Raw genomic sequence first — 25,860 nt, forward strand, 5'->3', positions numbered from 1 at the left:
ATGTCCGTGATAGGCATACAATTGTCTTTTTGAGTTAAATGTGATATAATTCTTAAAAAATGAAATAAGGATGGATGAATAGAGATGGATAAGCTTTTATATAAGAGCACAAGAGGACTTGAAAAGGATATTTCAGCATCATATGCAATAGTTAAAGGTTTAGCAGAAGACGGTGGTCTGTATGTACCTTCATATATCCCCAAAATGAAAAAAACTATGGCAGAATTATCAGAAATGAACTATCAAGACATTGCTTATGAAGTTATGTCACTTTACTACCAGGATTTTACTGAAGAAGAGCTAAGAGCATGTATCCATAAGGCCTACGACCATAAATTCGATACAAAAGCCATTGCACCTACAATCAAAGTAGGGGATGTATATATGTTGGAATTATTTCATGGTTCTACCATAGCATTTAAAGATATGGCTTTGTCCATATTGCCCTATTTAATGAAAACCGCTGCCAAAAAAATAGGCATCGAAAAAGACATTGTTATTCTAACAGCGACATCCGGTGACACAGGTAAAGCTGCTTTAGCTGGTTTTGCTGATGTTGAAAATACTAAAATCATTGTTTTCTATCCAAAAGATGGCGTTAGCCCTATACAAAAGAAGCAGATGGTGACACAAAAAGGTGATAATACATTTGTTGTCGGTATAGAAGGTAACTTTGATGATGCACAAAATGGTGTCAAACGTATTTTTTCTGATACTACTTTTAACAAAGAACTAGAAGATGGCGGTTTTCAATTTTCTTCCGCTAACTCAATAAATATCGGTCGGTTGATACCTCAAGTTGCGTATTATTTTTATACTTATGCAACACTGGTAAGACAAAAAGAAATTCGAGAAGGGGAAACTATTAATGTAGCGGTCCCAACAGGTAACTTTGGAAACATTCTTGCGGCTTATTATGCTAAAGAAATGGGCCTGCCTCTTGGAAAGCTTATTTGTGCATCGAATGATAATAAAGTACTTTTTGATTTTATTCGAACAGGTAAGTATGATCGACAAAGACCATTTATGCTTACGATTTCTCCTTCTATGGATATCTTGATTTCCAGTAATTTAGAAAGATTGATTTATGAAATTGCAGGAGCAGATTCAAGGGCAACAAAGGCGTTGATGGAAAGTCTAACTTCTAATGGATTTTATGAAGTAACGGATCAAATGAAAGAGGGTTTATCCGAATTTTATGGTAACTATGCAAATCAAGTAGAAACTCAAGAGACCATTAAAAAAGTATTTGAGAAAAACAATTACCTAATGGACCCCCACACAGCAGTAGGCTATGCGGTCTATGAAAAATATATGGCTGAAAGTGGTGATCAGACTAAAACAGTTGTTGTATCAACAGCCAGTCCATACAAGTTCACAAAAAGTACAATGATTTCTTTGGATGAAGAGTATAATCAGATTGATGATTTTCAACTGATTGATAAAATGAGAGAAAAATCAGGTGTAGAAATACCTGGTGCCATTCATGAAATATTAGAAGCAAACGTTCGCCATAATACCATCTGTAAGCATGATGAAATGGAAACCATTATTAAAAAATTCCTAAAAATATAGGAAGCAATAAGAAAGCCATGTGTTGTCGTTTTGACAATGCATGGCTTTATGAGTGTATTTTCTAGCCTTTGGCAATTAAGACATTCGTTCAGGATGAAATTGAGCGGGGTTGACATGTACGACGACCTCTTCTATATTGTCTATGGATTCTAGCTTTTGGCGTACTTCGCTGGCAATCTCATGGCCTTTATAAACAGTTAGATTGGCGTCTATGGATATTTTTACGATGAGAAGAAAATGAAGACCGACAGGTTTAGCAGAGATGGCATCTATATGGTCAACGCCTTCAATTCCCTTTATGATATCCGAAAACTGTTTCATAAGCATAGTATCTATGCTGGTATCCATAAGGACATTGTAAGCACCTGTGAAGATCTTAAAACCGCTAAAAGCAATCCAGAATGAAATGAGCATACCACCGATACTATCGATGAAATATAGTTCGAAATAACCGGATAAAATGCTTAAGAGTGTTAATAATGTAATGAAAATATCGTTTCGGTGATCTTCTGCGTTAGCATGGGCCAAGAGGCTGTTATGTATTTTTCCCACACGTCTTGCAAATATATAGAGTATGAACTTAATGACAATGGTTGACAAACCAACAAGTATGAGCCAAACAGAGTATGTGAATTCAGAACCGTAAATCAATGTGTTTAAAGATGAACGAAAAATAGAAAAAGCTACAAGCAGTAGAGAAAAGCTAATAATCATGCTGAAAATATATTCAGCTTTTCCATGGCCGTAAGGATGATCATCATCTATAGGTTTGGCAGAAATATGATTGCCGATATAGGTCATAACAGATGAGAAGACGTCTCCGGCACTGTTTAGACCATCGGCAATCATAGACTGACTTCTTGTAGCAAATCCTACAAGGAGTTTGGAAACAAGTAGAGCGATATTGCCTATCAGGCCATAAATGGCTACTTCATTTATTTTTTTATGTCTAGACATGATTTCACCTTTTCTATCAATAATATGAGTTAAAGTTTACCATGATTAGAAACAATGTTCAAGGTTTCAGAAGTTTGGTTTTTCTTTGAAATAAAGGAGTTGGAATGTAGTATTGAAATAATAAGCATTCTCATATATAATACATAGGTAACATAGATATTAACAATCTCCAAAAATATGCTGTCATGACATGTTTAGTAGTAAGTGTTGATGACACAAGACACCATTATTGTAAGGAGTTTTAAGATGAGATTTGTTCCGGTTTCAGGACTTGTTGAAGGTATGGTTTGTGGAAAAAAACTATACGACATCAATCACCAGTTGCTACTAAACAGCAACAGTATCATACATAGGTCCTATATAGAACGTATTAAAAGCCTTGGTTATCAAGGCATATATATTGAAGATGAATTATCAAAAGACATTATGATTAAGGATGTCATTAGTGACGAACTTAGAATGTCTGCTATTAAAGCGGTTAAGGATATTTGTATTTATGCAGGCCAATCAAAAAGTGATTCCAAACAATTGATTGATAAAGTGAATCATACAAAAATACTCATTTCGAACATTGTTGAACAGGTTCTTGAGAATAAAGATACGATGGTTAACTTAATAGATCTTAAGTTTTATGATGATTATACCTTTTTTCATTCTGTTAATGTAGCCGTACTATCCATACTCGTAGGTGTAGAGTATGGACTCAGTAAAGCGGATTTGTTTAATGTGGGACTTGCGTCTATTTTACACGACATTGGCAAGATGTTTATCGATAAGGATATTCTTAATAAGCCAGGGAAGCTAACTGATGAGGAGTATGAATCTGTAAAACAACACCCAACTTTTGGCTTTAATTACTTGAAAGAGTCTTATGACATACCGACAAGTGTTTATGTTTCAGTACTTCAGCACCATGAAAGATACGATGGTAAAGGTTACCCAATGCAAAAATCAAAAGATCAGATATCCATTATTGCGAGGATAATTGGTGTGGCGGATGTGTATGACGCTTTAACCTCATTACGGCCTTATAGAGAGGCATTATTGCCTTCAGAAGCAATGGAATTTATTATGGCCAACGGAGGAAGTATGTTTGATCTTGAGATCACAAAAATATTTGCAAAAAAAGTTGCGCCTTTTCCAATTGGTACATATGTGGTTTTAAGCAACGGTTTAACGGGCATCGTAGCCACCAATCATGAGGATGCTTGTATGCGACCAGAGGTGAAAATTATCATGAATGCAAATCAAGAGGTGATAGTACCGTATATACTTGATTTGAGGCGTGATAGGTCCTTAAGATCTGTAACCATAACCGGTGTCAACAGTTTGATGAAGGCAAAAGAAGCAAAGGAAGCGTAAGTGCCCCTATAAATGTTATAAAGGCCTAACTCCAAGGAGTCAGGCCTTTATAACATTTATAACTCATAAGCATGTGTCACGAGGTATTTTAGTTTTTTAGATGATGAATATTCAAATAATGGGGTAATCCATTTTTATAGGTGAGTAGGGTCTCGCCTTGAATAAGCGGACTTGCATAATCTAAAAACAGACGGGTAACATCATCGCCTGCACTATTAATATAATGTGCTGGGACTGGTTTCTCGTGATTAGCCACTAAGGTAACATCGACAGGTTGGATGGTTATTTCATAAGGCATATCAGTTAATCTTCTAATGGCCATCATTTTACCGGTTAAGCCATTAGTAGCGGCTTCGACAGCTGCTTTTCCAACAGATACGGCTTCATGAATATCTGTGTAAGATGCAATGTGGCCGGCGGCTCTTTGTAATACACTGAGTTCAATAGAACGTACTTTGCAACCAAGTTGATCAGCAAGTAAGTATTCCAACGTCTTACCTACGCCACTTAGTTTGGCATGGCCAAAGGCATCATAAGTACCTGAAACTGAAGCAGCGATATAATTACCATCTTTATCCTTAATACCCTCAGAAACAGCAACAATAATATTTTTTTGAGTTTTTTGTAATGCCTTAACCTGTTCTATGAATGCTTTTACATCAAAAGCCATTTCGGGAAGGTAGATTAAGTCAGGCGCAGTACTGTAAGTTGTTCGAGCTAAAGCGGAAGCTGCAGTTAACCATCCCGCATTACGTCCCATGATTTCTACTATAGTGACAGATTCAAGATTATAAATATAAGTATCGTGGGCAATCTCAAGTAGTGTAGTAGCGACATACTTGGCAGCAGAACCAAAGCCCGGTGTATGGTCTGTTTCGACCAAATCATTGTCAATTGTTTTGGGAATACCGATTATTTTGACATCAATTTTATGATCTTTAGCATATAGTGATAATTTATGAACCGTATCCATAGAATCATTTCCACCTATATAAAAGAAATAATCGATGTTTTTTTCTTTGAAAAATCGAAATATCTTTTCATAGGGAACAACATTATTTGAATAATGCGGTAATTTATAACGGCAAGATCCCAAATACATAGCCGGTGTGTGTTTAAGCTGTTCAAGGGATTCAGGGTTATGACCAAAGAGGGTTGTCAGGTTCAAGATATTGTTTTCTAAAACACCGGCGATACCGTTTAGGGATCCATAAACGATATCGATACTCGGATCATTGAAAGCAGCTTCAATAACGCCGCTAAGTGAAGCGTTTATGGCGGCCGTTGGACCACCGGATTGGGCAACTATGCAGTTTGACATGGTATTCCTCCTAAGGGTGTTAGTTTACGGAATAATAGTACCATTAAGGAACAGAAAATCCCGATAAACTTAGTTATAGTTAAGGACTTTTAGAATCTTTTTCTATAGTACCTTAGGCAGATATAAAAATCAAGTTTAAGACTAAGAAAGAACAAATGCTTTTTAATCCGATTTTAATGTTGTACTAAAGCATAAGTAATACTATACTGTTACTATAGGACTATAAGATGATATGACCTTATGTTAAAGGTCCGAGGAAGTGATAAATATGAAAATAACCAGTGAGGATGTCAAAGCCGTACAAGCTCGTATGGATGTAACTTATGAAGAAGCGGAACGCTATTTAGTTAAAGCCAATGGAGACATAGAGCTTGCTATATACTTAATTGAAGAAAAGAAGGCATCAAATCTATCCAAGTTTATGACGGAATTAAATCGGATTGCCAAAGAATTGATGACCTATTATGTCAAGATCGATAGAAAAAAAGAGGTTCTGTTGAATCTGCCTTTGATTATGATTGTATTATTCCTTGTATTTCTTGAAGTGGAAACAAAAATATGGGTTTTGGTCATTGGCATCGGTGCCATTCTAATAAGTGAGAGCCAAGTGACTATTTACAAGCGTAGTAAAGATTCTGACGGCATTATAAATCAACCTGAAGTAATAGAAAAAGAAGAGGCGGTCTCGTCACACAACAATGAGCAAAGAGCAGCAAGAAGGGGCAATACGACAACCCCACCCAATAATAAGCCACTGGACTCAGTCGATGAAAACAAAGATGACGACTACTATGAGGTTACCATAGAAAAATAGGGAGAAGTATGAAAGAGAAGATATTGGTTGTAGAAGATGAAGTGAAAATTGCAAGATTTATAGAATTAGAACTAAAGTATGAAGGCTATGATGTCATAGTAGCAAGTGATGGAAGAATGGGTTTGGAAATGTTTAACGAAGGTGGGGCGGATCTTGTTTTGTTGGACTTGATGCTACCTAGACTGAGTGGCATAGAAGTTTGTAGAAGGATAAGACAAGCCAATACGAATATTCCTATTATTATGCTAACGGCTAAAGATGACGTTTCAGACAAGGTCATGGGACTGGATATGGGGGCCGATGACTATATGACCAAACCATTTGAGATTGAAGAACTATTGGCTAGAATGCGTGTGGCTTTAAAGCGTAAAGATAGCCCCAAAGAAAACCATGTATTAAAAGCCCTTACACATAAAGGATTGGTAGTTAATGAATTAAAGCGAGAAGTCATGTTTAAGGACGAAATTATTGAATTGACAAAAAAAGAATATGAACTTTTAAAATATTTATTAGAAAATAAAAATATTGCATTGGACAGAGAAAAGATACTTGAAAAAGTATGGGGTTACGACTATTATGGTGATACAAATGTTATTGATGTTTACGTAAGATATTTAAGAGCTAAAATTGATCAAAAATACAATGTTGAGATTATAAAGACGGTCAGAGGCATTGGGTACATCATCAATGAAGCCTAACAGAAAAGTTACTAAGCAACGTCCAAAAAGAGCGTTGCTTTTTCCTGTGGGAATATTTAAAGAAATAGGTCATGTGTTCAAATACATATACTTAAGCTTAACACTATCCATGCGTAAAAAGATTTCATTTGATTATGGCATTTTGTATTGGGTGGCCACCCTATTGACGATTTCTATAGTCTTAGTTGGATTTAGCCTATATGATGTACAACAAAAAAGTGAAGAGATTGTTGAAGGCGTATTTGAAATGGTTGTTCCATTTGAAATGGGGGTATATAATATGGATGCCTTAACCTATCAACTGGAATCAATCTCAGCTGAAAATAATATAGGTGTTCAAGTAATCATGTCTAGACAAGAACGTGAAGATATTGGTTACACTATTACCAGTGACGCCTTTGCACCATCTTTATACCGGCTCTCTTTTATTGATAGGATACCTTTATTATTTAATGAGGGTTTAATCATAAGATCGGCGAATCGATACTATAAAATCAATGATCATTATGAGGTTGACTATAAGATAACAACCATTCATAACATTAAGTCTATGAACAAGAGCAGAATGATATTAGGTGCCTTGGTTCTATTTGGTCAATTGATTGGTTTTATGCTAATGTCAATTATTGGATCGATTCGTTTGAAACAAGTATTTAAACCTATTTACACCATGACCAAAGCTGCGGAAAAAATATCAATTAACGATGTTGAAGGGAATCTAGATGTATCAAGAGCTAAGTATGAACTTAAAGATCTTGCTCTGACATTTAATGATATGCTAGACCGGATACGTTCAGATTATGATAAACAAAAAAGATTTGTTTCGGATGTTTCTCATGAACTTAGAACACCTATTTCTATCGTAAACGGTTATGTTAGAATGTTGGACAGATGGGGTAAAGAAGATGAAGCCATATTAGAAGAGGCCATTGATGCCATCAAAAGTGAGTCAAAAAACATGCAGGTTTTAGTAGAAAATCTGCTGACACTGGTGCGTTCAGACAATCAAACTCTAAAATTTGAAAAAGAAATATTTGATATTGGCAAACTAGCCACAGAAATCATGAAGGATATGGAGATGGTAGATGAGGGTAATCACACATTTATTTGTGATATCCAGATGGATCTACTTGTGTGTTTGGATTATGCCAAAATCAAACAGACATTTAGAATATTTATTGATAACGCTATGAAATATACACCTGAAGGTGGGAAGATCACGTTTAAACTTAAACAAGAATATAGTTCGGTTATTATATCTATAATAGATACGGGCATTGGCGTTGAAAAAAATGATTTACCCTATCTATTTGATCGTTTTTATAGATCAGATGAATCTAGGACAAGACAAACAGGTGGACATGGTCTTGGGTTGTCCATAGCTAAAGCCATGATTATTGGACAAAATGGAATGATACGAGTCAAAAGTAAGGTTCAGGAAGGAAGCGCATTCATCATTAGTTTACCGGTGAATACTTCTGAAACATGCATATGAATTAATGAAGTGAGGTTTGTTATGAAGATAGTCTTATTAGATCAAAAATCATTAGGAGAAAAACTAGATTTCAAAAAACTAGAATCGATTGGTTCAGTTACTTACTATAATTATACCAATCAAGAACAGATTATAGAACGATGCGCTGAAGCAGAAGTCGTTATAACCAACAAAGGTTATTTTGATGAAAAAACCATTGGTTCATTAAAACATCTTAAGCTTATATGTATGACAGGGACAGGCTATGATAAAATCGATATACAGGCTGCAAAATCAAATAAAGTGGGTGTTTGCAATGTCTTAGATTACTGCTCAAACAGTGTTGCCCAACATACTTTGGCCTTAGTTTTACAATTGGTAAATCATATGAGTTATTATGAAAGATATGTAAAAAGCGGCAAGTACATAGATGATGATGCATTTACCCATTATGAGGTACAAATAAATGAGATCGCTCAAATGACTTGGGGCATTGTAGGAATGGGAAGTATTGGGAGCAAAGTGGCAAAAATTGCCGAATCCATGGGCGCAAAAGTTATCTATTACTCCACAAGTGGTAAAAATCAACAAGATATTTATAAACGGGTTAGTTTTGAAGATTTGTTAAGTCGCTCACAAATCATTACCATCCATGCACCTTTAAATGAACAGACCAAAAATCTATTTAGCAAAGCGGCTTTTTCTAAGATGAAAAACACACCCATACTTGTCAATGTTGGTCGTGGAGCCATTGTTAATGAAGAAGCATTGGTGGAAGCCTTAAGTCATAATCGTATAGCAGGTGTGGCTTTAGATGTTTTAAACAATGAACCGATGAGTAAGAACTCCAAGCTTATACCCATTCTAGATGACGCCAGACTGGTTATTACCCCACATGTAGCATGGGCCAGCCTCACTGCTAGACAAAAGGTTGTTGATGAAGTGGCACGCAATATAATAGAGTATGTAAAAGGAAATAAGTATCAAAGAGTAGATCTTTAAAATATCAGGACTTAGTTGATGTATTTAAAGAGATATGGTATATTATCAATAGTATTCTATGGTTGTTTTCGAGAAAGTAGGTGCCCAGTGGGTATAAAGATTATTGTAGACAGTTCTGCTGATTTACCAAAAGGCATCATTGAAAGATACGGTTTCATAATTATACCACTATCGGTTCATTTTGGTAGTCATACCTATCTAGACTCCGTCGATCTTACGCCGGGCATGTTCTACGAAAAGTTGATTATTTCAGGTGAGATGCCGACAACAAGTCAGATTCCACCGGAACGATTCACCACTTATTTCAAAAAAGAACTGGATAAAGGTCATCAGATAATTTGTATTACTTTAGGATCTAATGCCAGTGGTACATGTCAGTCGGCTTACTTGGCAAGAGAAGAACTTAAAAAGGAAGACATAACCATTATTGATTCTAATTGCTTGTGTTCAGGTGTGGCATATATTGCCATTGAAGTAGCACGCATGGTTGAAGATAATAAGTCAATTGAAGAGATTCTAATGGCAATTGAACCTTTGACAAACAATGGTATTGAACATCTTTTTTGTGTGGATACATTAGAATACCTAAAGAAGGGTGGGCGAATTAAAGCAACCAAAGCAGCGGTGGCTGAGATTCTGAATATTAAGCCCATATTGAATGTGGAAAACGCACTTACACAAATTATTCATAAAGTTAGAGGACGCAAAAAAATCATTCCCTATTATTTAGAACGGATGAAAAAGGATCTGGATTATGAGAGTGATAGAATCATGGTAGCCCATGCCCAAGACTTAGAATTTGCCAATGAGTTAATCGAAACGATCAGGCGCGAATTAAAATGGGATAAAGAAATCATAGTGTCTGAAGTTGGGGCAACCATAGGAACACATGCAGGACCAGGCGTTTTGGCATGCTTTTACAAGAAAAAATGAACAAGAATATATAAATAAGATTATATTTTTCGACGTCTAATGTGGATTAGGCGTCTTATTGTGACTTAAAGGTTAATGTGTCAAAACAATAGGTTGAACTTTCACAAGAAAATATAGTTGCGAATGTTTTTACGAAATCTATATATTCATGTGAACTTAGTGAAACTTTGTTTTGTAGTTAACCTTAAAGGTTAATGTGTCAAAACAATAGGTTGAACTTTCACAAGAAAATATAGTTGCGAATGTTTTTACGAAATCTATATATTCATGTGAACTTAGTGAAACTTTGTTTTGTAGTTAATCTTAAAGGTTAATATACATCAGGAGGAAGACAATGAAAAAAATGATTGTAATAGGATTGATATTCTTATTTGTGCTTATAGGAACAGGCTGTAAAAAAACAGTTACAAATGACATATATTCTGATACAGATGTGGTCGTAAGCACGGATGGTATTACAAGCACAGAGGATCTATACGGTCAATCACCTGTGGAAGGAGAACAACCAACAGATGAGGACACGACGAAAATTGGACCTGTAACACCGGAATCGTTAGAGAATCAAGACGTTAAGGATCAACTCTTGAGTTTTCTTGAGACATTTCATTATAATATTTTTTTTAGTCAAAGAGATATGACAGAAGGTATTATTGAAAGTGATCGTATAAAGTTCGCAATATCATATATTTATCAAAATGAGTATCAAGAGTTAAGATTTGATACATCTAAGTTTATACTTTATGTTCCCGGACAAAGAGTAGAGGAAATTGTGTATGAGTATTTTGGTGAAACTGTATCGCATCATGAATCATTTGAAGAAGAAAAAATTGTCTATGAAGAAGGCTTTTATCTTATGCCTGCAGTGGACACTGAATGGAATGAAAACCCTCAAATCTATAGTATTGAGCTGAATGGGGATAATTCATATCTGGTTACCATTTCGCTTTATAATAGTGATCTTCAACCAACAAGAGCCTATAGGACAATCGTTGCGGTTGAGAATAACCGATATGTTTTGAAGTCTTATAGCCCGATTATTAATTAATGTGGGAAGTATGGAAAGTAAGTCTTAAAAAAGACTCAATAAAAGGGAGGCAATTATGTCAAAATTGTATAACCATAAAACAATAGAGAATAAATGGAGAAAAAACTGGGAGACAAGCCCTATAAATCTACCAAGTGAAGAAAAGAAAAATTATTATTGTTTAGATATGTTCCCATATCCTTCAGGTAGTGGTTTACATGTAGGCCATTGGCGCGGTTATGTTCTTAGTGATGTTTGGAGTCGTTACAAAATCCTACAAGGTTATCATGTCTTACATCCCATGGGTTGGGACGCTTTTGGGTTACCTGCTGAGAACTATGCAATCACCATGGGTGTTCATCCGGCAAAAGCAACGGCTGAAAACGTAGAAAATTTCAAACGTCAGTTAAAAGAAATCAGTGCTGTTTATAATTGGGATAATGAAGTAAATACCACAGATCCAAATTTTTATAAATGGACCCAGTGGATTTTTGTACAAATGTTTAAAGAAGGCTTAGCCTATGAGAAGGAAATGCCGATTAATTGGTGCCCAAGTTGTAAGACGGGATTGGCCAATGAAGAAGTAAAAGATGGAAAATGTGACCGTTGTGATGCAGAAGTAACTAAGAAAAATCTTAGACAATGGATGCTGAAGATTACTGCTTATGCAGAAAGGTTGTTAAATGACCTGGATGAACTGAACTGGCCCAGCAAAGTTAAAAAAATGCAATCGGATTGGATTGGAAAATCTTATGGCGCTGAAGTGGATTTTGAAGTTGAAGGTCATAATGAAAAAATAAAAGTATTCACGACAAGGCCGGATACCTTATATGGTGCCACTTTTATGGTATTGGCTCCGGAACATGAACTGGTCAAGACCCTAGCGGCAGAGACACATAACCATGAAGTAGAGGCTTATGTATTTAATGCATCCCTCAAATCCTCTGTAGATCGTTTACAAGAAAAGGAAAAAACAGGTGTTTTCACTGGCAGTTATGCTATCAATCCGTTAAATCACAAAAAAGTACCTATTTGGATTTCAGATTACGTCCTTGCGGACTATGGTACAGGAGCCATTATGTGTGTACCGGCACATGATGAAAGAGACTTTGCATTTGCCAAAAAATTCGATCTGCCTATTGTTCAGGTAATCGCTAAGGATGGCGTAGAAGTCGATTTAGAAGAAGCCTACTCCGACGTCGGTATTATGATTAACTCAGAAACTTTTAATGGTATACCGTCGGATCAGGCGAAAGAAGTGGTAGCAAACTACTTAGAAGAAAAAAATATTGGTGTTAAAACCACGAATTATAAACTTAGAGATTGGGTATTCTCCAGACAACGCTATTGGGGTGAACCGATACCAATCATACATTGTCCAAAATGCGGTCCGGTACCGGTAAAAGAAGAGGATCTACCGGTAACTTTACCTGAAGTGGAATCCTATGAACCAACAGGTACAGGCGAATCACCACTTGCAGATATTCATGAGTGGGTTAATACAACCTGTCCTGAATGTGGTGGACCCGGTAAACGTGAGACAAATACGATGCCTCAATGGGCAGGATCTTCATGGTACTTTTTACGTTATGTGGATGTAAACAACAATGATGCTTTAGTTTCAAAAGAAAAGATGAAAGCATGGTTACCGGTCGATATGTATGTGGGTGGTATTGAACATGCTGTTTTACATCTACTGTATTCAAGATTCTATACTAAGTTTCTCTATGATATTGGTGCGGTCGAGTTTGAAGAACCATTTACCCAATTGTTCAATCAAGGGATGATTTGTAAAAATGGTGCAAAAATGAGCAAATCCAAAGGTAATGTTGTTTCTCCTGATGATTTGGTGGAAAACTATGGCTGTGACTCATTAAGACTTTACGAGCTTTTCGTTGGTCCACCTGAACTGGATTCTGAGTGGGATGACCGTGGTATAGAAGGTGTTTATAGATTTATCAATAAGGTTTGGAACCTTGTTATGGATAACAAAGACCGTCAAGTGAAAGTGACGCCTGAACTTGAGAAAATAAGACATTTATTGATTCATGAGGTTACACAGCGTATGGATTCATTCCATATGAATACGGTGGTATCTGCCTTTATGGAATACACCAATAAGTTGATGCATCAATCTAAGAATAATCAGGGTGTTGACCTAGATACCATAAAAACCCTTATCACCCTTTTAGCGCCTTTTGCCCCTCATATGGCAGAAGAATTATGGGAAGTGATTGGTGAAGAAGATACGGTGTTTGACCAGACATGGCCGGTTGCAGATCCAGAAAAAATGAAAGAAGACGAGATAGAGATGCCCGTACAGGTTAATGGTAAGGTTAAGGCAACAGTTACCATTGGTGTTGAAGAGGCAAAAGATTCAGTTCTTGAGAAGGCTAAGTTAGCGGTTGAGAAAGTCATTGGTGGTCAGTCTATTGTTAAAGAAATCTATGTTCCTGGTAGAATCATTAATATTGTAGTTAAAAATTAACACTTTTAATGAATAGGGAAGGTCTCTAAGTATAAAAAGCTTAGAGATCTTTTTTTATTTTCTTGAACTTCATAATTTCTTAACAGAATATTTACATATTATATACATAAAGATAATTAATTAGAAATAGTGTGCATAATCTGTGGATAATGTGGAAAAATAAAAATAAATCAAAAGAAGATAATTAAAATATCAGTTAATTTTGTCTATTCAACCCATTAGAATACAGAATACAAACAACAGTCAGCTTGACAAAAACTGTATGATTGTATACAATAATACTAAAGTTGCATGTTTATTAATTAATCTGCATAGGTGAAGCATCAAGAATAAATGTTATAATAAAGGCGGTCGTTCTAATGCGACAAATCAAACCAATTATGGCATCAAACGGAGGTAATAAAATGGATTATTTGAAACATTTTGAGACACTTGTCAACAATCAGAAAGCTAGAGTGGCTAAGATGAAGGAACAAGGTGACTTCATTGATTACAAAAGCTTAGACAAGATCATTATTGGTGTTGTCGGTGGTGATGGTATTGGTCCGGCAATTACAGCTCAATCTCAGCGTGTGCTTGAATTTTTGCTTGCGGATGAAGTCAAAAAAGGCAAAGTTGAGTTTAGAGTAATTGAAGGTTTAACGATTGAGAAAAGAGCAGAAGTGAACAAAGCCATTCCGGATGAAGTATTGGCAGATCTTAAAAAATGTCATGTTATCCTTAAAGGACCAACAACGACACCAAGAGAAGGGGATCCATGGCCAAATATTGAAAGCGCTAATGTAGCCATGCGTAAGGAACTGGATCTTTTTGCCAATGTAAGACCAGTTAAAGTTCCTGAAGAGGGTATTGACTGGACGTTTTTTAGAGAGAATACAGAAGGCGCATATGTACTAGGAAGTCAAGGTATTCATATTGATGAAGACATTGCTTTTGACTTCAAAGTTATTACAACACAAGGTGCCGAAAGAATTGCTCGTGCAGCCTTTGATTTTGCTAAGAAGAACGGAAAAACACGTGTTACATGTGTGACTAAAGCCAATGTTATTAAGACTTCAGATGGGAAATTCTTAAATGTATGTAAAGAAGTTGCTAAAGACTATCCAGGTATAGAGATGGACGACTGGTACATTGATATCATGACTGCAAAGCTGATTGATAAAAATAGAAGAACACAATTCCAAGTAATGGTGCTTCCTAACTTATATGGTGATATTCTGACGGATGAAGCAGCAGAATTTCAAGGTGGCGTAGGTACGGCCGGTTCAGCCAATATTGGTAAGAGATATGCAATGTTCGAAGCCATTCATGGTTCAGCACCTAGAATGGTGGATGAAGGAAGAGATATATATGCTGATCCTTCTAGTGTTGTTCGTGGTGGTGCTATGTTACTAAGCCATATTGGTTATACTGTGGAAGCAGATAAATTATTCAAAGCCCTTGAGATTTGTGGTCAAACAGAAAAGAAATTGGTGATGACAGGTAGAGATACAGGTGCCACCAATGCAGATTTTGCAAACTATCTCATGGAAACCATAGAGAAATTATAAGAAAAAAATATTTATTGGAGGCGCGTATTGGACAGCTATAATCTTCAAGATGAAGTTAATGACAAATATTCACTAAGGGGTCGTGTTTTTCACAAGATACGAGAAGACATCCTTAAAGGTGGGTATAAGCATAAAGAGGCTATTAAAGAGTTGCAGGTCGCTGTAGAACTAGGCGTCAGCAGGACACCAGTCAGAGAAGCCTTAAGACAACTAGAGCTTGAAGGTTTGGTCACGATTATACCTAACAAAGGTGCAATCGTGACTGGCATCAATGCAAAAGACATTCAGGATATCTATGCTATACGGTCTATGATTGAAGGTTTGTGTGCTAAATGGGCATCAGAGAACATTACAGCCAGTCAGATTGATGATTTAGAGGAAGTTGTATACTTATCAGAATTTCACCTTGAAAAAGGTCACATTGATCAATTATACGAATTAGATAACAAATTCCATGAAATCCTATACGAGGCTTCAAATAGCAAAATCATGAAACATGTTTTATCGGATTTTCATCATTATGTACAACGGGTCAGGAAAGTGTCTTTGTCTTCTGTGGATCGAGCAAAAGCTTCTATTAAAGAACACAAAGCCATCCTAGAGGCGCTAAAAATCGGTAATGGCAAGACAGCCAGTGAACTGACCAATAAACATATTGAGAATACGTCCCAAAATGTTAGTAAAAAAAAGATTGCTCAGATTTTGGATATGGATCATAATCAGTAGTATTAAAAAAGTAGTAACCATGGAGGAAAGTCTAAGGTTGCTACTTTTTTTGGTTTGTCTCAACTGATCCTATGAAAAACCATCCACAGAATTACGACGTCTTTATTTCTTCAAGTGCATCATGATGTTGCGTCCATGACTCATATAACTTCTCAAGAGAGGCTTCAAGGACTGACTTCTCTTCGGTGAGCCTAGTAGCCGCTTCATGGTCTGTATATACGGCTTCTAGACAGAGCTGATGATGTATGTTCTCTATTTGCTCTTCGTGGCTGTGAATATCCAACTCAGCCTTCTCAAGGAGGTTTTCCAGTCTTCGTCTTTCGGTTTTTTTGGCTTTATCATCTAACCAGTTGGATTTGTTTTCTGTTGTTATCTCAGAAAGTGCTGCTATTTCTTCTGAATTATTTATGTCATGCTGTCTTAAGAATTCATCATAATTACCTAAATAGGTTTTGATTTTTTTGTCGGACAAATGCATGACTTTATGGGCGACACGATTGACAAAATAGCGATCGTGAGATATAAACAAGAGCGTACCTTGATAACCGATTAACGCATTTTCTAGAATACTCTTTGAAATCAAATCCAAATGGTTAGTAGGCTCGTCCAAAATTAGGAAATTGGCTTCACTCAGCATCAGTTTTACTAAGGTCAAACGGCCTTTTTCACCACCACTTAACTTTGAAACCTGCTTAAAAACATCATCACTCTTAAAAAGATAGGATGCTAAGATGTTACGGATTTCTCCTTGTGAGAGTGTAGGGTAAGCGTCAGATATTTCCTCTATTAAGGTATTGTCTGAGTTTAACAATTGATGTTCCTGGTCGTAGTAGCCTATTTTAACTTTTGCACCAAGCTGAATCTGACCGGAATCGGCTTGCATAACTTTGTTGATGATTTTAAAAAGGGTTGATTTACCTGATCCGTTATCACCAATGAGTGCAATATGCTCACCTTTTTTTATTTCGAACTGAATATGATCTAGAAGCTCTATACGATCAAAAGACTTACATAGGTCTATGACTTTCATGACATCATGCCCGCTTTCATAACGGGGTTTTAATTGAAGATGCATATCAGCATGAACTTCCATAGGTCGGTCTAGACGTTCCACTTTTTCTAATAGTTTTTCACGGCTTTCAGCTCTTTTAATAGACTTTTCTCGATTAAATGAACGTAATTTTTTAATAACATCTTCTTGTTGCTTTATGGTCTTTTGTTGTTGATCATAGTGCTTAGCTTGGATTTCTTTAATATGAGCCTTTTTTTTCATAAAATCAGAGAAATTACCTTGGTATTCAATGGCTTTACCCATTTCAATCTCTATGGTTTTGTTTACAATTTGATCAAGAAAAAATCGATCATGAGAGATGATAAATAGGGTACCTTTATAGGCTTGTAAGAATCCCTCTAGCCAGCGAATGGCATCCATATCTAGATGGTTGGTTGGTTCATCTAACATAAGACAGTCAGGATTTAAGATGAGTTCTCTTGCAAGAGCCAGCCTTGTCTTCTGACCGCCGGATAGTTTAGACACTTCAAGATCAAAGTCGTCTTGTGAGAAGCCTAGACCTTTTAGAACACCTTTGATTAGACTTTCATATTGATAACCATCAATGGATTCAAAAAGATGACGTAATTTAGCATAATCTTCATTAAGTTTATCTAATAAATCAAGATCACCTTCATGAAGATGAATTTTTTCTTCCAAATCGGTAAGTTCATTTTTTATATGAACCAATTGCTCGTTGGCATTGTAAACAGTCTTGTAAAGGGACTGATTTGAATCGGATAATGCATTTTGCTTTAAATAGCCGAATGTTTTACCAGAAGCTTTATAGACAGAACCACGATCAGCTAAAAGTTCACCGGTAATGATTCTAAAAAGTGTGGTTTTACCGGCACCGTTGATTCCAATGAGTGCTACTTTTTCGCCTTCATTGATAATGAAATTAATATCCTTTAATAAGGTATCTACGATAAATGATTTAGTAATATTTTTACAACTTAATATCATGACTGTATCCTTTCTCTATCTATGTTTCGACATTATCATACCATTAATTAGAACCATTGAAAAGAAAAAGGAAAGTAAGGTACAAAATAAACAATATACCAATTAGAATTGACAGTTATTTAACAAATAGCTATAATGGTATTAAGATATGGAAGAAAGGGGGCAATGATATGTCAGATAAGAGAATATCGACAGCAGTTATAAAAAGATTACCTAGATATTATAGATATCTTGGAGAACTACTTGAGAATGATATCGTTCGAATCTCCTCAAATGAACTAAGTCAACGTATGGGTGTTACAGCTTCTCAAATCCGTCAGGATTTAAATAATTTCGGTGGGTTTGGTCAGCAAGGTTATGGGTATAATGTAAGTCACCTGTATAATGAGATTGCGAAGATTTTAGGGCTTGAGAATCACTACAGTGTGATTATAATAGGTTCCGGTAACTTAGGTCAGGCTTTAGCCAATTATACAGATTTTGAAAAGCGTGGTTTTGTAGTAAAAGGACTTTTTGATGTCAACCCAAGATTGGTGGGGATATCTGTTCGAGGCATGGATGTACAAGATATGGATCAACTTAAAGATTTTGTTGTAGAAAACAACATTGATATAGCCATATTAACCGTCCCGAAAAACAAAGCACCTGCAATAGCCAATGATCTATGTGAATGGGGTATTAGAGGTATATGGAATTTTGCACCTGTTGATTTACAGATTAATAACTATGATGTGGTGGTTGAAAATGTTCACTTATCAGAAAGTCTGATGACTTTATCTTATCGAATTAAGGATTCTGAGTAAAAGTTTGAAATGTAACATGTTTGTAACATATTTAATACTTGGTCAAGTTATAATAAGAGATAGGAAATGGTTTGAAGTTGATGGTACTCAGCTCAGAATTTTTTCTATCTTTTTTTATGATTAACTTAACCTTCCTATTTTAACAATGCAATCATCAAATACGATGTTAGGAGTTGTCATGATGGATAAAAAACCTCACATACAGATAAAGAAATCCGAACACATAGTCGTACTTGATCAGAATTGGCACAGTTTATTCACAGGTAGAAAACCATACAAAATAAAAATGTTAGAAAGTCAACTGAATAAACTATTAAAAGAACAGGGTAAGGTTAATACAGAATATAAAGCGTACAAAGTTTTGAAAAAAAAGATGATGGATGACATCATTTCGGGTATGTCTGTTGCTTTTGACGATAAGCACGCAGAAGGCACAAAGGAACTGAAAAAAAAGCATAAGCATATTCAAGAGATTAATGGTAAGTTTGATGCCTACGAAAAGAGAAAGCAAGAACTACCTCATGAAATAGAAAAAGTGAATCAAACCTTGCTTAAAGAAAGCATGATTATTTTCTATGAGCGTATGATACATAATAAAGAAAAGAAAAGAAGGCTTGAATCTGAAATTCAGACCATACATGATAAAGTCAAAGAACTTGTTGGTAAAAAAGAAGATTTGGATGAAGAGAATACAAGGCTTTATGAATTTATGCATGATTTGGCCGGTTTAGAAGTTATTGAACAATTGGATTCACATTACTTCGGAGGTGAAGAATGATTGTTGGCATAGGTAATGATATGATAGAAATAGAACGAATTCTTAAAGCAATATCTAGGCCAAAATTTTTAACGAGATATTTTACAAAAGCGGAACTTAATCTATTTAGGGATAGAAAAATGAACCCATCTACCATTGCAGCGAATTTTTCTGCCAAAGAAGCTGTAACCAAAGTTTTTGGGACTGGGTTTAGAGAGTTTGGTCTAAAAGATGTAGAAATATTAAGAAATGAACTTGGAAGACCCTATATTAAGTTGTACGGACAAGCAAAAGAGATTGAAAAGCAAATGGGAATCGACAAATGGCACATTACAGTTTCACATACGAAGTCAATGGTTTCCGTTGTTGTATTGGGAGAGAAATATGATTGTAGCAAAGAGTAATCAAGTGGCACTGATGGATCAGACAACAATCAAGGATTATGCAATCCCTGGGATAGTTTTAATGGAACATGCAGCTATGGCTGTGTGTGATGTGGTCTCTAAAGATCGCAAGTCAATACTGGTTGTGTGTGGCGTTGGCAATAATGGCGGAGATGGCTTTGCTATTGCCAGAAATTTGATTCAGAGAGGTGAAAAGGTAACAGTTCTTGGTGTTGGCAATCCCTTACATCTTAAAAATGATGCAAAAATTATGTACGATAGTTTAGCTCATATTGAAACCGGGCTTTTTTGGTATGAAGTTTGTAGTGAAAAAAAACTAGATCACTTATTTCAAAACTGTGATGTTATTGTGGATGCTATTTTTGGTACAGGTTGCAATCGTGAGGTTTCTGAGGGTTATCTAGAAGTCATAGAGAGAATAAATAAAAAGAAGGCATATGTCATTAGTGTAGATATACCATCCGGTGTTAATAGTGATAATGGAAAAATCATGGGCGCGTGCGTAAAGGCAAGTTTGACGGTTACATTCACCTTACCAAAACTTGGCAATATCCTGTACCCAGGTGCAAAAGCAAGTGAACGACTTAAGGTTGTTGACATAGGGATACCGCAGAAAGTGTTGGAAGGTTTTGTTTTTGAATACGAAACCATTGATCAAGATACGATAAGACGCTTACCCTCAAGAAAAACCGATGGCCACAAGTTCACATATGGGAAAGTATTGATTATCGCAGGATCCAAAGATATGTCGGGTGCTGCTTATATGGCTGCCATGGCCGCATATAGGACAGGTACTGGATTGGTTGAGATTCTAACCCATGAAAGCTGCCGTATCAGCCTGCAATGTGCATTGCCGGAAGCCATCATAAAAACATATCAAGATGATTGTGAAAGTATAGAAAAAGCCATTGAAACCGTAAGTCAACAGATAGAATCCTATGATGCAGTACTTATTGGTCCTGGACTTGGACAATCAGAATCAGCTCAACATCTTTTAGCTTTTGTACTTTTACAACCCTATGTACCAATTATTATGGATGCGGATGCTCTTAACTTGCTCTCTGCAAATTTTGATATTCTTTTAGAATCATCTGCGCCTATTATTATGACGCCACATATTGGTGAAATGTCAAGACTTACGAAATTCCCTACTGAAGCGATTAATGAAAATACAGTGGAATTTGCACAAGCATTTTCTAAATCCAATCAAGTCATTACAGTTTTAAAAAGCCATCGTACGGTGGTCTGTAATCAAGAGGGTCTTTGCTGTATTAATCTTTGCGGCAATGATGGCATGGCGACAGCCGGTTCAGGAGATGTACTGGCCGGCATCATAGCTAGTCTTGTTGGACAAGGTATAGAACCATTTGAAAGTGGTGTTTTAGGCGTAGCCATACACAGTTTATCGGGTGATTTAGCATATAGAAATATAGGACGACATGGTTTGATGGCTCATAATATAATAGATGCCATTCCAAAGATTATGATGAGTACAGATAGTCAAAACAGAGAAGAATAGAAGATTAAGGAGACAGATGGATGAGGCATTATCAGCGTGTCATAGCAGAAATCAATTTAGACGCCATTATACATAATTATAGAGAAATTAAAAAATATCTATCAGATGACACTAAGATTTGTAGTGTGATTAAGGCAGATGGCTATGGCCATGGTGCAATACCTATAGCTAAAACTTTAAGTGAAGAAGGTGTAGATGCCTTTGCAGTAGCAGCTTCTCATGAAGCCGTTCTACTTAGAAAAAACAAAATACATTGTCCCATATTGGTATTAGGATATACTAGTGAAGATGATTATCATGATATGGTCAAACATGACATCACTCAAACGGTTTTTCGCTTAGATATGGCTGAAAAGCTTTCAGCAGTCGCAATGCAGTTGGGTAAGAGGGCACGTATTCATATTAAAATAGATACAGGAATGGGTCGAATAGGTTTTATGCCAGACGATCAATCTCTACAAGTTATAAAAAAAATATCTAAATTACCTATGCTTGAAATAGAAGGAATATTCACCCATTTTTCAAGAGCAGATGAATCCGATCATAGTATAAGTCATAATCAGTTAAAAGTCTTTCAAAGTTTTATCGCCAAACTTAAAGAAGCAGGAATTGAATACTATGACATACATATGTCAAACAGTGCAGGATTAATAGAAGTGCAGCAGGCTGAGTTTAATATGGTACGCGTTGGAATTGCTCTATATGGCCTATATCCTTCAGATGAAGTGAATCATACATCCATTAAGCTTAAACCAGCCTTAACCCTTAAGAGCAATATTATTCTACTCAAAGAAATGGATAAAGGCATGCCGATTTCTTATGGCGGTACGTATGTGACCAGTAGAAAAACCATAGTAGCCACTATACCTGTAGGCTATGGTGATGGTTACCCAAGGGCCCTGTCATCAAAGGGTCGGGTGCTGATTCACGGTTCTTATGCTCCGGCTATCGGACGTATTTGTATGGACCAGTTTATGGTAGATGTGACAGACATAGAAGGTGTTAAAGAAGGTGATGAAGTGGTACTCATTGGAGAGATGAAGGGTCAACATATATCTGTAGAAGAAATAGCCTCCTATATGAACACCATTAATTATGAAGTGGTTTGTCAGCTGGGAAAAAGAATCCCACGGGTGTATTATAAGAATCAAAAGCCAGTTCTATCCATTGATTATTTTTAAGTGTTAAATAAAAAATGAAGCCATAATATAAAATGGTTATAATAACTCGGTAGGAAGCAGATATAAGTGAAGGCTTATGTCTGTTTTAGTCTGCCGAGCCAATAATATAAAGGATAAGAGACAAAAAAATGAAAAAACGCAAAAATAAAATTATTGAGGAAATAAAAATCATTGAAAATGCCAGTCATGCAAGTGATATCGATGTTAGAAGACATTTTTATGCAAAGCTATTTGCTATTGCTATGCCTATGGCACTCCAAAACCTTGTCACATCTTCATTAAACCTAATTGACACATTTATGATCAGTTCGCTCAGTACAGCCTCTATTGCAGGTGTTACAGCAGCAAATAAGCTATTTTTTATACTCTTTCTCTTTCTATTTGGCATCAGTAGCGGTTCATCTATTTTGACCGCTCAGTATTGGGGCGTCAAGGATGTGAAAAACATTAGAAGGGTGCTTGGAATATGTCTCATGCTCGGCATAAGCGGTGCTTTCTTGTTTACGACAGCCGCCTTATTCGTACCTGAGATGGTGATGAGAATCTTCACAAATCAACCCGGTGCAATATCAGAAGGTGCAAGTTATTTGAGGATTATCGGATTCAGTTATATACCGACTTCTATTACTTTTGCCTATGTTTTTATACTAAGAAGTACGGGCAATGTAAAGCTACCCATGAAGATCAGCATAATTGCAATAATACTCAACACCTTTCTCAATTGGGTATTAATATATGGTAATCTTGGCGCACCTGCCCTTGGTGTATCAGGGGCGGCTATTGCGACGGTTATTGCTCGTGGATTGGAATTTGCTTTACTTATGGGTATCATCTATCGTAACAATGAAGTAGCAGCAGCTCGACTCAATGAACTACTAGATATTAATAAGATTTTTTTTGCAAAATATATAAAAACAGTATTGCCAGTCATCTTTAACGAGCTAATATGGGCAGTTGGTGTTACCATGTATGACTTGGTCTATGGTCGCATGGGTGAATCTGTAATGGCGGCTATGGGTATTACCAAAACCATAGAGCAAATGACTTTTTTCTTTATCTATAGCTTAGGTAATGCTTCAGGTGTAATCCTAGGTAATCAAATGGGTACGGGGGATATGACGCAGGTCTTTTACTATGCAAAGAAGTTGGTGAAGATTATGGTTATTATTGGTCTGAGCATGAGTGTTATTTTATTTCTTGCTTCAGGACCACTGGCAAACTTTTTCCAAGTCGAGCCTCTTGTAGCCACATACATTCAAAACTGTATTCGAGTACTGGCTGTAGTAACAGTGATAAAGGGACTGAATATGCTCATCATCGTCGGAATCTTAAGAAGTGGTGGCGATACGACGTTTGCAATGTATTTAGATGGCGGCGCAGTATGGCTTGTGGCCGTACCCTTAGTTTTCTTAGGCGGCTTCGTGTGGAAATTAGAAATTCAGTATGTCTATATGCTGGCACTGACAGAAGAAGTTGTTAAAGTATCTATTGGACTTTACAGAGTATGGTCTAAGAAATGGATCAATAATCTTATTTTTGAGGATTAACAGGTATCAGGCTGTAATAGATACAAAAATTTGCTGTCACATCAGTCCACCCAACTAGTAGAGGTGAATGATCATCCAATTCATGTTTATAGTGAAGGAGAAGGTCCGAATACATTTGTCTTTATGTCTGGTCTTGGCACCAGTTCACCTTATTATGACTTTAAAGTTCTATATGAAAAATTTTTAGATAATCATCAAATAGTTATTATTGAACGACCAGGATACGGCTGGAGTGATATTACATCTAATGATAGGGATCTTAGGACTGTTTTAGAAGAAAGTCGTCAGGCACTTAAACTAGCAGGCATTGAAGGTCCTTATAACTTAGTACCACATTCTTTAGCGGGTATAGAAGCAATTTATTGGGCGCAAGAATACCCTGAGGAAGTTAGTAACATTTTCGGTTTAGATCCTTTAGTACCGGGATACTATGAACAACAGGAGGAAATGGACAATCCTTTATCACCATTCATTACCTTCTTAGCAAGAAGTGGACTCATGCGACAGCAACCAGGTGTTTGTGAAGATAATTTCTTCGCCATTAAAAAAGGCCATTTAAATGAAAATGAAACTGAAATTGCTTGTACATTATTCATGCGGAGAGTGATGACTAAGAACATGTGGGAAGAATACCGTAGCCTTGAAGAAAACAGTCAATTGGTTTTAAATAATGACCGACCCAATGTACCCATCTACACCTTCATCTCTTCAGAGAATGACGAAGATTGGCAAAAAATCCTTTCGGATTACTCAGATGAAAGTTTTCTTCTAGATGCTCATCATTATGTTCACCTAGATGAGACAGATTTCATCGCTAAAAAGATTCTTGAGAGTCTTGAATAATCAAATGATTAAAATAATCCCTTTCAAATTAGAACGTTGAGAGGGACTATTTTTTTATGCCCATAACTAATTGTACATTACTAACTATTCAGAATCTCTGATAAAGACCTGATAAATTTCATTTAACATGGCATAAGTTTTAGGACAAAGAAGCTATAAAAAGGGTATTTAAGATTGCCACAGACTGGGCAGATATGGACAGTAGACTCGAACAGATAAGAAAAACTAAAACCAGATGTGTAGAGGATAAAGTAGTCATGGAAGGGTTTTAGCCGACGAATTTAGATATACTAAAGTCTAGTAGCCAAAATCCTAAATGGGCTGGCTTTTTAAGCATGCAAAATTTATGGAAAAGGTACAATAAATTTCAAAACTATGGTAAGATGGTTTTCAAAGAACTCATGATATCTCATTAGGATTTCTCTATCCTTACTTTTTCGACAGCAAATTAACGCGACCAACCTATTGTCAGTAAAGAAACCTTCGAAAAACCCAAGCCATTAGAACTAAGCGTAATTGCAACATGGAAAAAAGTATTGTCCAGATAGTAAAGGCATTCATGGAACTGTAATTGAGGAAGTTTTGTTAAAGTCTTTAATGAAATGTGCCAGCATAACAGAAAAATCATAGAAGAGTTTATACAGGCTATTAAAGATACTTTAAGTGAAAGTGCCAGAAAGAAAGAACTTACAACGCTTAAGAAAGAACTGAGTAAGGTTGTTATTGAGCTAAATAATCCTCATTATCACCCGACCTACGTGGTATGAGTTGTTATTGTATGAGCAAAAAATATGAATTATCTTGACATAAATTGTAATAGAGAGATAAAATGTCACATATAGATAATAGCAAAAAAGGAGTAATT

22 protein-coding genes are annotated in these 25,860 nt (G+C 36.1%); 19 read left to right on the forward strand and 3 right to left on the reverse strand.

Annotated features, from left to right (window positions below; all coding sequences use genetic code 11):
• The first annotated feature begins 84 nt into the window (after positions 1 to 84).
• Positions 85 to 1,575 carry a threonine synthase gene (gene thrC, locus P0N36_RS03550; protein ID WP_275841456.1) on the forward strand — a complete coding sequence of 497 codons (1,491 nt, stop codon included), beginning with the start codon at positions 85 to 87 and terminating at the stop codon, positions 1,573 to 1,575.
• Between the two features lie 75 nt (positions 1,576 to 1,650).
• Here the strand turns inward: thrC and P0N36_RS03555 are convergent, their stop codons facing one another.
• Positions 1,651 to 2,532, reverse strand: coding sequence for a cation diffusion facilitator family transporter (locus tag P0N36_RS03555; RefSeq protein ID WP_275841457.1), 882 nt, complete (start codon positions 2,530 to 2,532; stop codon positions 1,651 to 1,653).
• A gap of 246 nt (positions 2,533 to 2,778) precedes the next feature.
• Here P0N36_RS03555 and P0N36_RS03560 point away from each other — a divergent pair, with 246 nt between their 5' ends.
• Positions 2,779 to 3,894, forward strand: a complete 1,116-nt coding sequence (locus P0N36_RS03560) for an HD-GYP domain-containing protein (protein WP_275841458.1) — start codon at positions 2,779 to 2,781, stop codon at positions 3,892 to 3,894.
• An 88-nt stretch (positions 3,895 to 3,982) separates the two neighbouring features.
• Here P0N36_RS03560 and P0N36_RS03565 read toward each other — a convergent pair whose 3' ends face one another.
• Entirely contained in the window at positions 3,983 to 5,215 is a 1,233-nt protein-coding gene (locus tag P0N36_RS03565) for a 6-phosphofructokinase (protein WP_275841459.1), read from the reverse strand.
• Between the two features lie 268 nt (positions 5,216 to 5,483).
• Here P0N36_RS03565 and P0N36_RS03570 point away from each other — a divergent pair, with 268 nt between their 5' ends.
• From P0N36_RS03570 to P0N36_RS03610, 9 genes are all read left to right on the forward strand, one after another.
• Complete coding sequence (locus P0N36_RS03570; protein ID WP_275841460.1) at positions 5,484 to 6,029, forward strand: hypothetical protein; 546 nt, start codon at positions 5,484 to 5,486, stop codon at positions 6,027 to 6,029.
• Positions 6,030 to 6,037: 8 nt separating this feature from the next.
• The gene (locus P0N36_RS03575; RefSeq protein ID WP_275841461.1) at positions 6,038 to 6,727 is read left to right on the forward strand and encodes a response regulator transcription factor; all 690 of its coding nucleotides are present in this window, start codon (positions 6,038 to 6,040) and stop codon (positions 6,725 to 6,727) included.
• A complete protein-coding gene (locus P0N36_RS03580; RefSeq protein WP_275841462.1) occupies positions 6,717 to 8,222 on the forward strand; it encodes a sensor histidine kinase in 1,506 nt (501 codons plus the stop codon). Before P0N36_RS03575 ends, P0N36_RS03580 begins: the two co-directional genes overlap by 11 nt.
• A gap of 21 nt (positions 8,223 to 8,243) precedes the next feature.
• On the forward strand, positions 8,244 to 9,203 hold the full coding sequence (locus tag P0N36_RS03585) for a D-2-hydroxyacid dehydrogenase (protein WP_275841463.1): 960 nt from the start codon (positions 8,244 to 8,246) through the stop codon (positions 9,201 to 9,203).
• 87 nt (positions 9,204 to 9,290) lie between these two features.
• On the forward strand, positions 9,291 to 10,136 hold the full coding sequence (locus tag P0N36_RS03590) for a DegV family protein (RefSeq protein ID WP_275841464.1): 846 nt from the start codon (positions 9,291 to 9,293) through the stop codon (positions 10,134 to 10,136).
• A gap of 334 nt (positions 10,137 to 10,470) precedes the next feature.
• Positions 10,471 to 11,181 carry a hypothetical protein gene (locus P0N36_RS03595; RefSeq protein WP_275841465.1) on the forward strand — a complete coding sequence of 237 codons (711 nt, stop codon included), beginning with the start codon at positions 10,471 to 10,473 and terminating at the stop codon, positions 11,179 to 11,181.
• 55 nt (positions 11,182 to 11,236) lie between these two features.
• Positions 11,237 to 13,648 (forward strand): leucine--tRNA ligase, encoded by a 2,412-nt coding sequence (gene leuS / locus P0N36_RS03600; protein ID WP_275841466.1) that lies wholly within the window; start codon positions 11,237 to 11,239, stop codon positions 13,646 to 13,648.
• A gap of 359 nt (positions 13,649 to 14,007) precedes the next feature.
• A complete protein-coding gene (locus tag P0N36_RS03605) occupies positions 14,008 to 15,198 on the forward strand; it encodes an isocitrate/isopropylmalate family dehydrogenase (RefSeq protein ID WP_330683942.1) in 1,191 nt (396 codons plus the stop codon).
• 27 nt (positions 15,199 to 15,225) lie between these two features.
• The gene (locus P0N36_RS03610) at positions 15,226 to 15,924 is read left to right on the forward strand and encodes a GntR family transcriptional regulator (RefSeq protein ID WP_275841467.1); all 699 of its coding nucleotides are present in this window, start codon (positions 15,226 to 15,228) and stop codon (positions 15,922 to 15,924) included.
• Between the two features lie 91 nt (positions 15,925 to 16,015).
• Here P0N36_RS03610 and P0N36_RS03615 read toward each other — a convergent pair whose 3' ends face one another.
• Entirely contained in the window at positions 16,016 to 17,941 is a 1,926-nt protein-coding gene (locus P0N36_RS03615; RefSeq protein WP_275841468.1) for an ABC-F family ATP-binding cassette domain-containing protein, read from the reverse strand.
• Positions 17,942 to 18,111: 170 nt separating this feature from the next.
• Here P0N36_RS03615 and P0N36_RS03620 point away from each other — a divergent pair, with 170 nt between their 5' ends.
• The 8 genes from P0N36_RS03620 to P0N36_RS03655 all read left to right on the forward strand — a co-directional run bounded on the left by P0N36_RS03620 (position 18,112) and on the right by P0N36_RS03655 (position 25,762).
• Positions 18,112 to 18,744 (forward strand): redox-sensing transcriptional repressor Rex, encoded by a 633-nt coding sequence (locus P0N36_RS03620; protein ID WP_275841469.1) that lies wholly within the window; start codon positions 18,112 to 18,114, stop codon positions 18,742 to 18,744.
• Positions 18,745 to 18,922: 178 nt separating this feature from the next.
• Positions 18,923 to 19,522 (forward strand): hypothetical protein, encoded by a 600-nt coding sequence (locus P0N36_RS03625; protein WP_275841470.1) that lies wholly within the window; start codon positions 18,923 to 18,925, stop codon positions 19,520 to 19,522.
• Positions 19,519 to 19,905, forward strand: a complete 387-nt coding sequence (acpS, locus tag P0N36_RS03630) for a holo-ACP synthase (RefSeq protein ID WP_275841471.1) — start codon at positions 19,519 to 19,521, stop codon at positions 19,903 to 19,905. The genes P0N36_RS03625 and acpS overlap by 4 nt, the downstream gene beginning before the upstream one ends.
• The gene (locus P0N36_RS03635) at positions 19,886 to 21,424 is read left to right on the forward strand and encodes an NAD(P)H-hydrate dehydratase (RefSeq protein WP_275841472.1); all 1,539 of its coding nucleotides are present in this window, start codon (positions 19,886 to 19,888) and stop codon (positions 21,422 to 21,424) included. Before acpS ends, P0N36_RS03635 begins: the two co-directional genes overlap by 20 nt.
• A 20-nt stretch (positions 21,425 to 21,444) precedes the next feature.
• Positions 21,445 to 22,605: an alanine racemase gene (gene alr, locus P0N36_RS03640; RefSeq protein WP_275841473.1), complete on the forward strand. Its 1,161-nt coding sequence runs from the start codon at positions 21,445 to 21,447 to the stop codon at positions 22,603 to 22,605.
• A 128-nt stretch (positions 22,606 to 22,733) separates the two neighbouring features.
• Positions 22,734 to 24,152, forward strand: a complete 1,419-nt coding sequence (locus P0N36_RS03645) for an MATE family efflux transporter (protein WP_275841474.1) — start codon at positions 22,734 to 22,736, stop codon at positions 24,150 to 24,152.
• 63 nt (positions 24,153 to 24,215) lie between these two features.
• Positions 24,216 to 24,995 carry an alpha/beta fold hydrolase gene (locus P0N36_RS03650; protein WP_275841475.1) on the forward strand — a complete coding sequence of 260 codons (780 nt, stop codon included), beginning with the start codon at positions 24,216 to 24,218 and terminating at the stop codon, positions 24,993 to 24,995.
• Positions 24,996 to 25,597: 602 nt separating this feature from the next.
• Entirely contained in the window at positions 25,598 to 25,762 is a 165-nt protein-coding gene (locus P0N36_RS03655; protein WP_275841476.1) for a hypothetical protein, read from the forward strand.
• Positions 25,763 to 25,860: the final 98 nt, after the last annotated feature.

The organism is Petrocella sp. FN5 (assembly GCF_029210395.1).
GTDB lineage: Bacteria > Bacillota > Clostridia > Lachnospirales > Vallitaleaceae > Petrocella.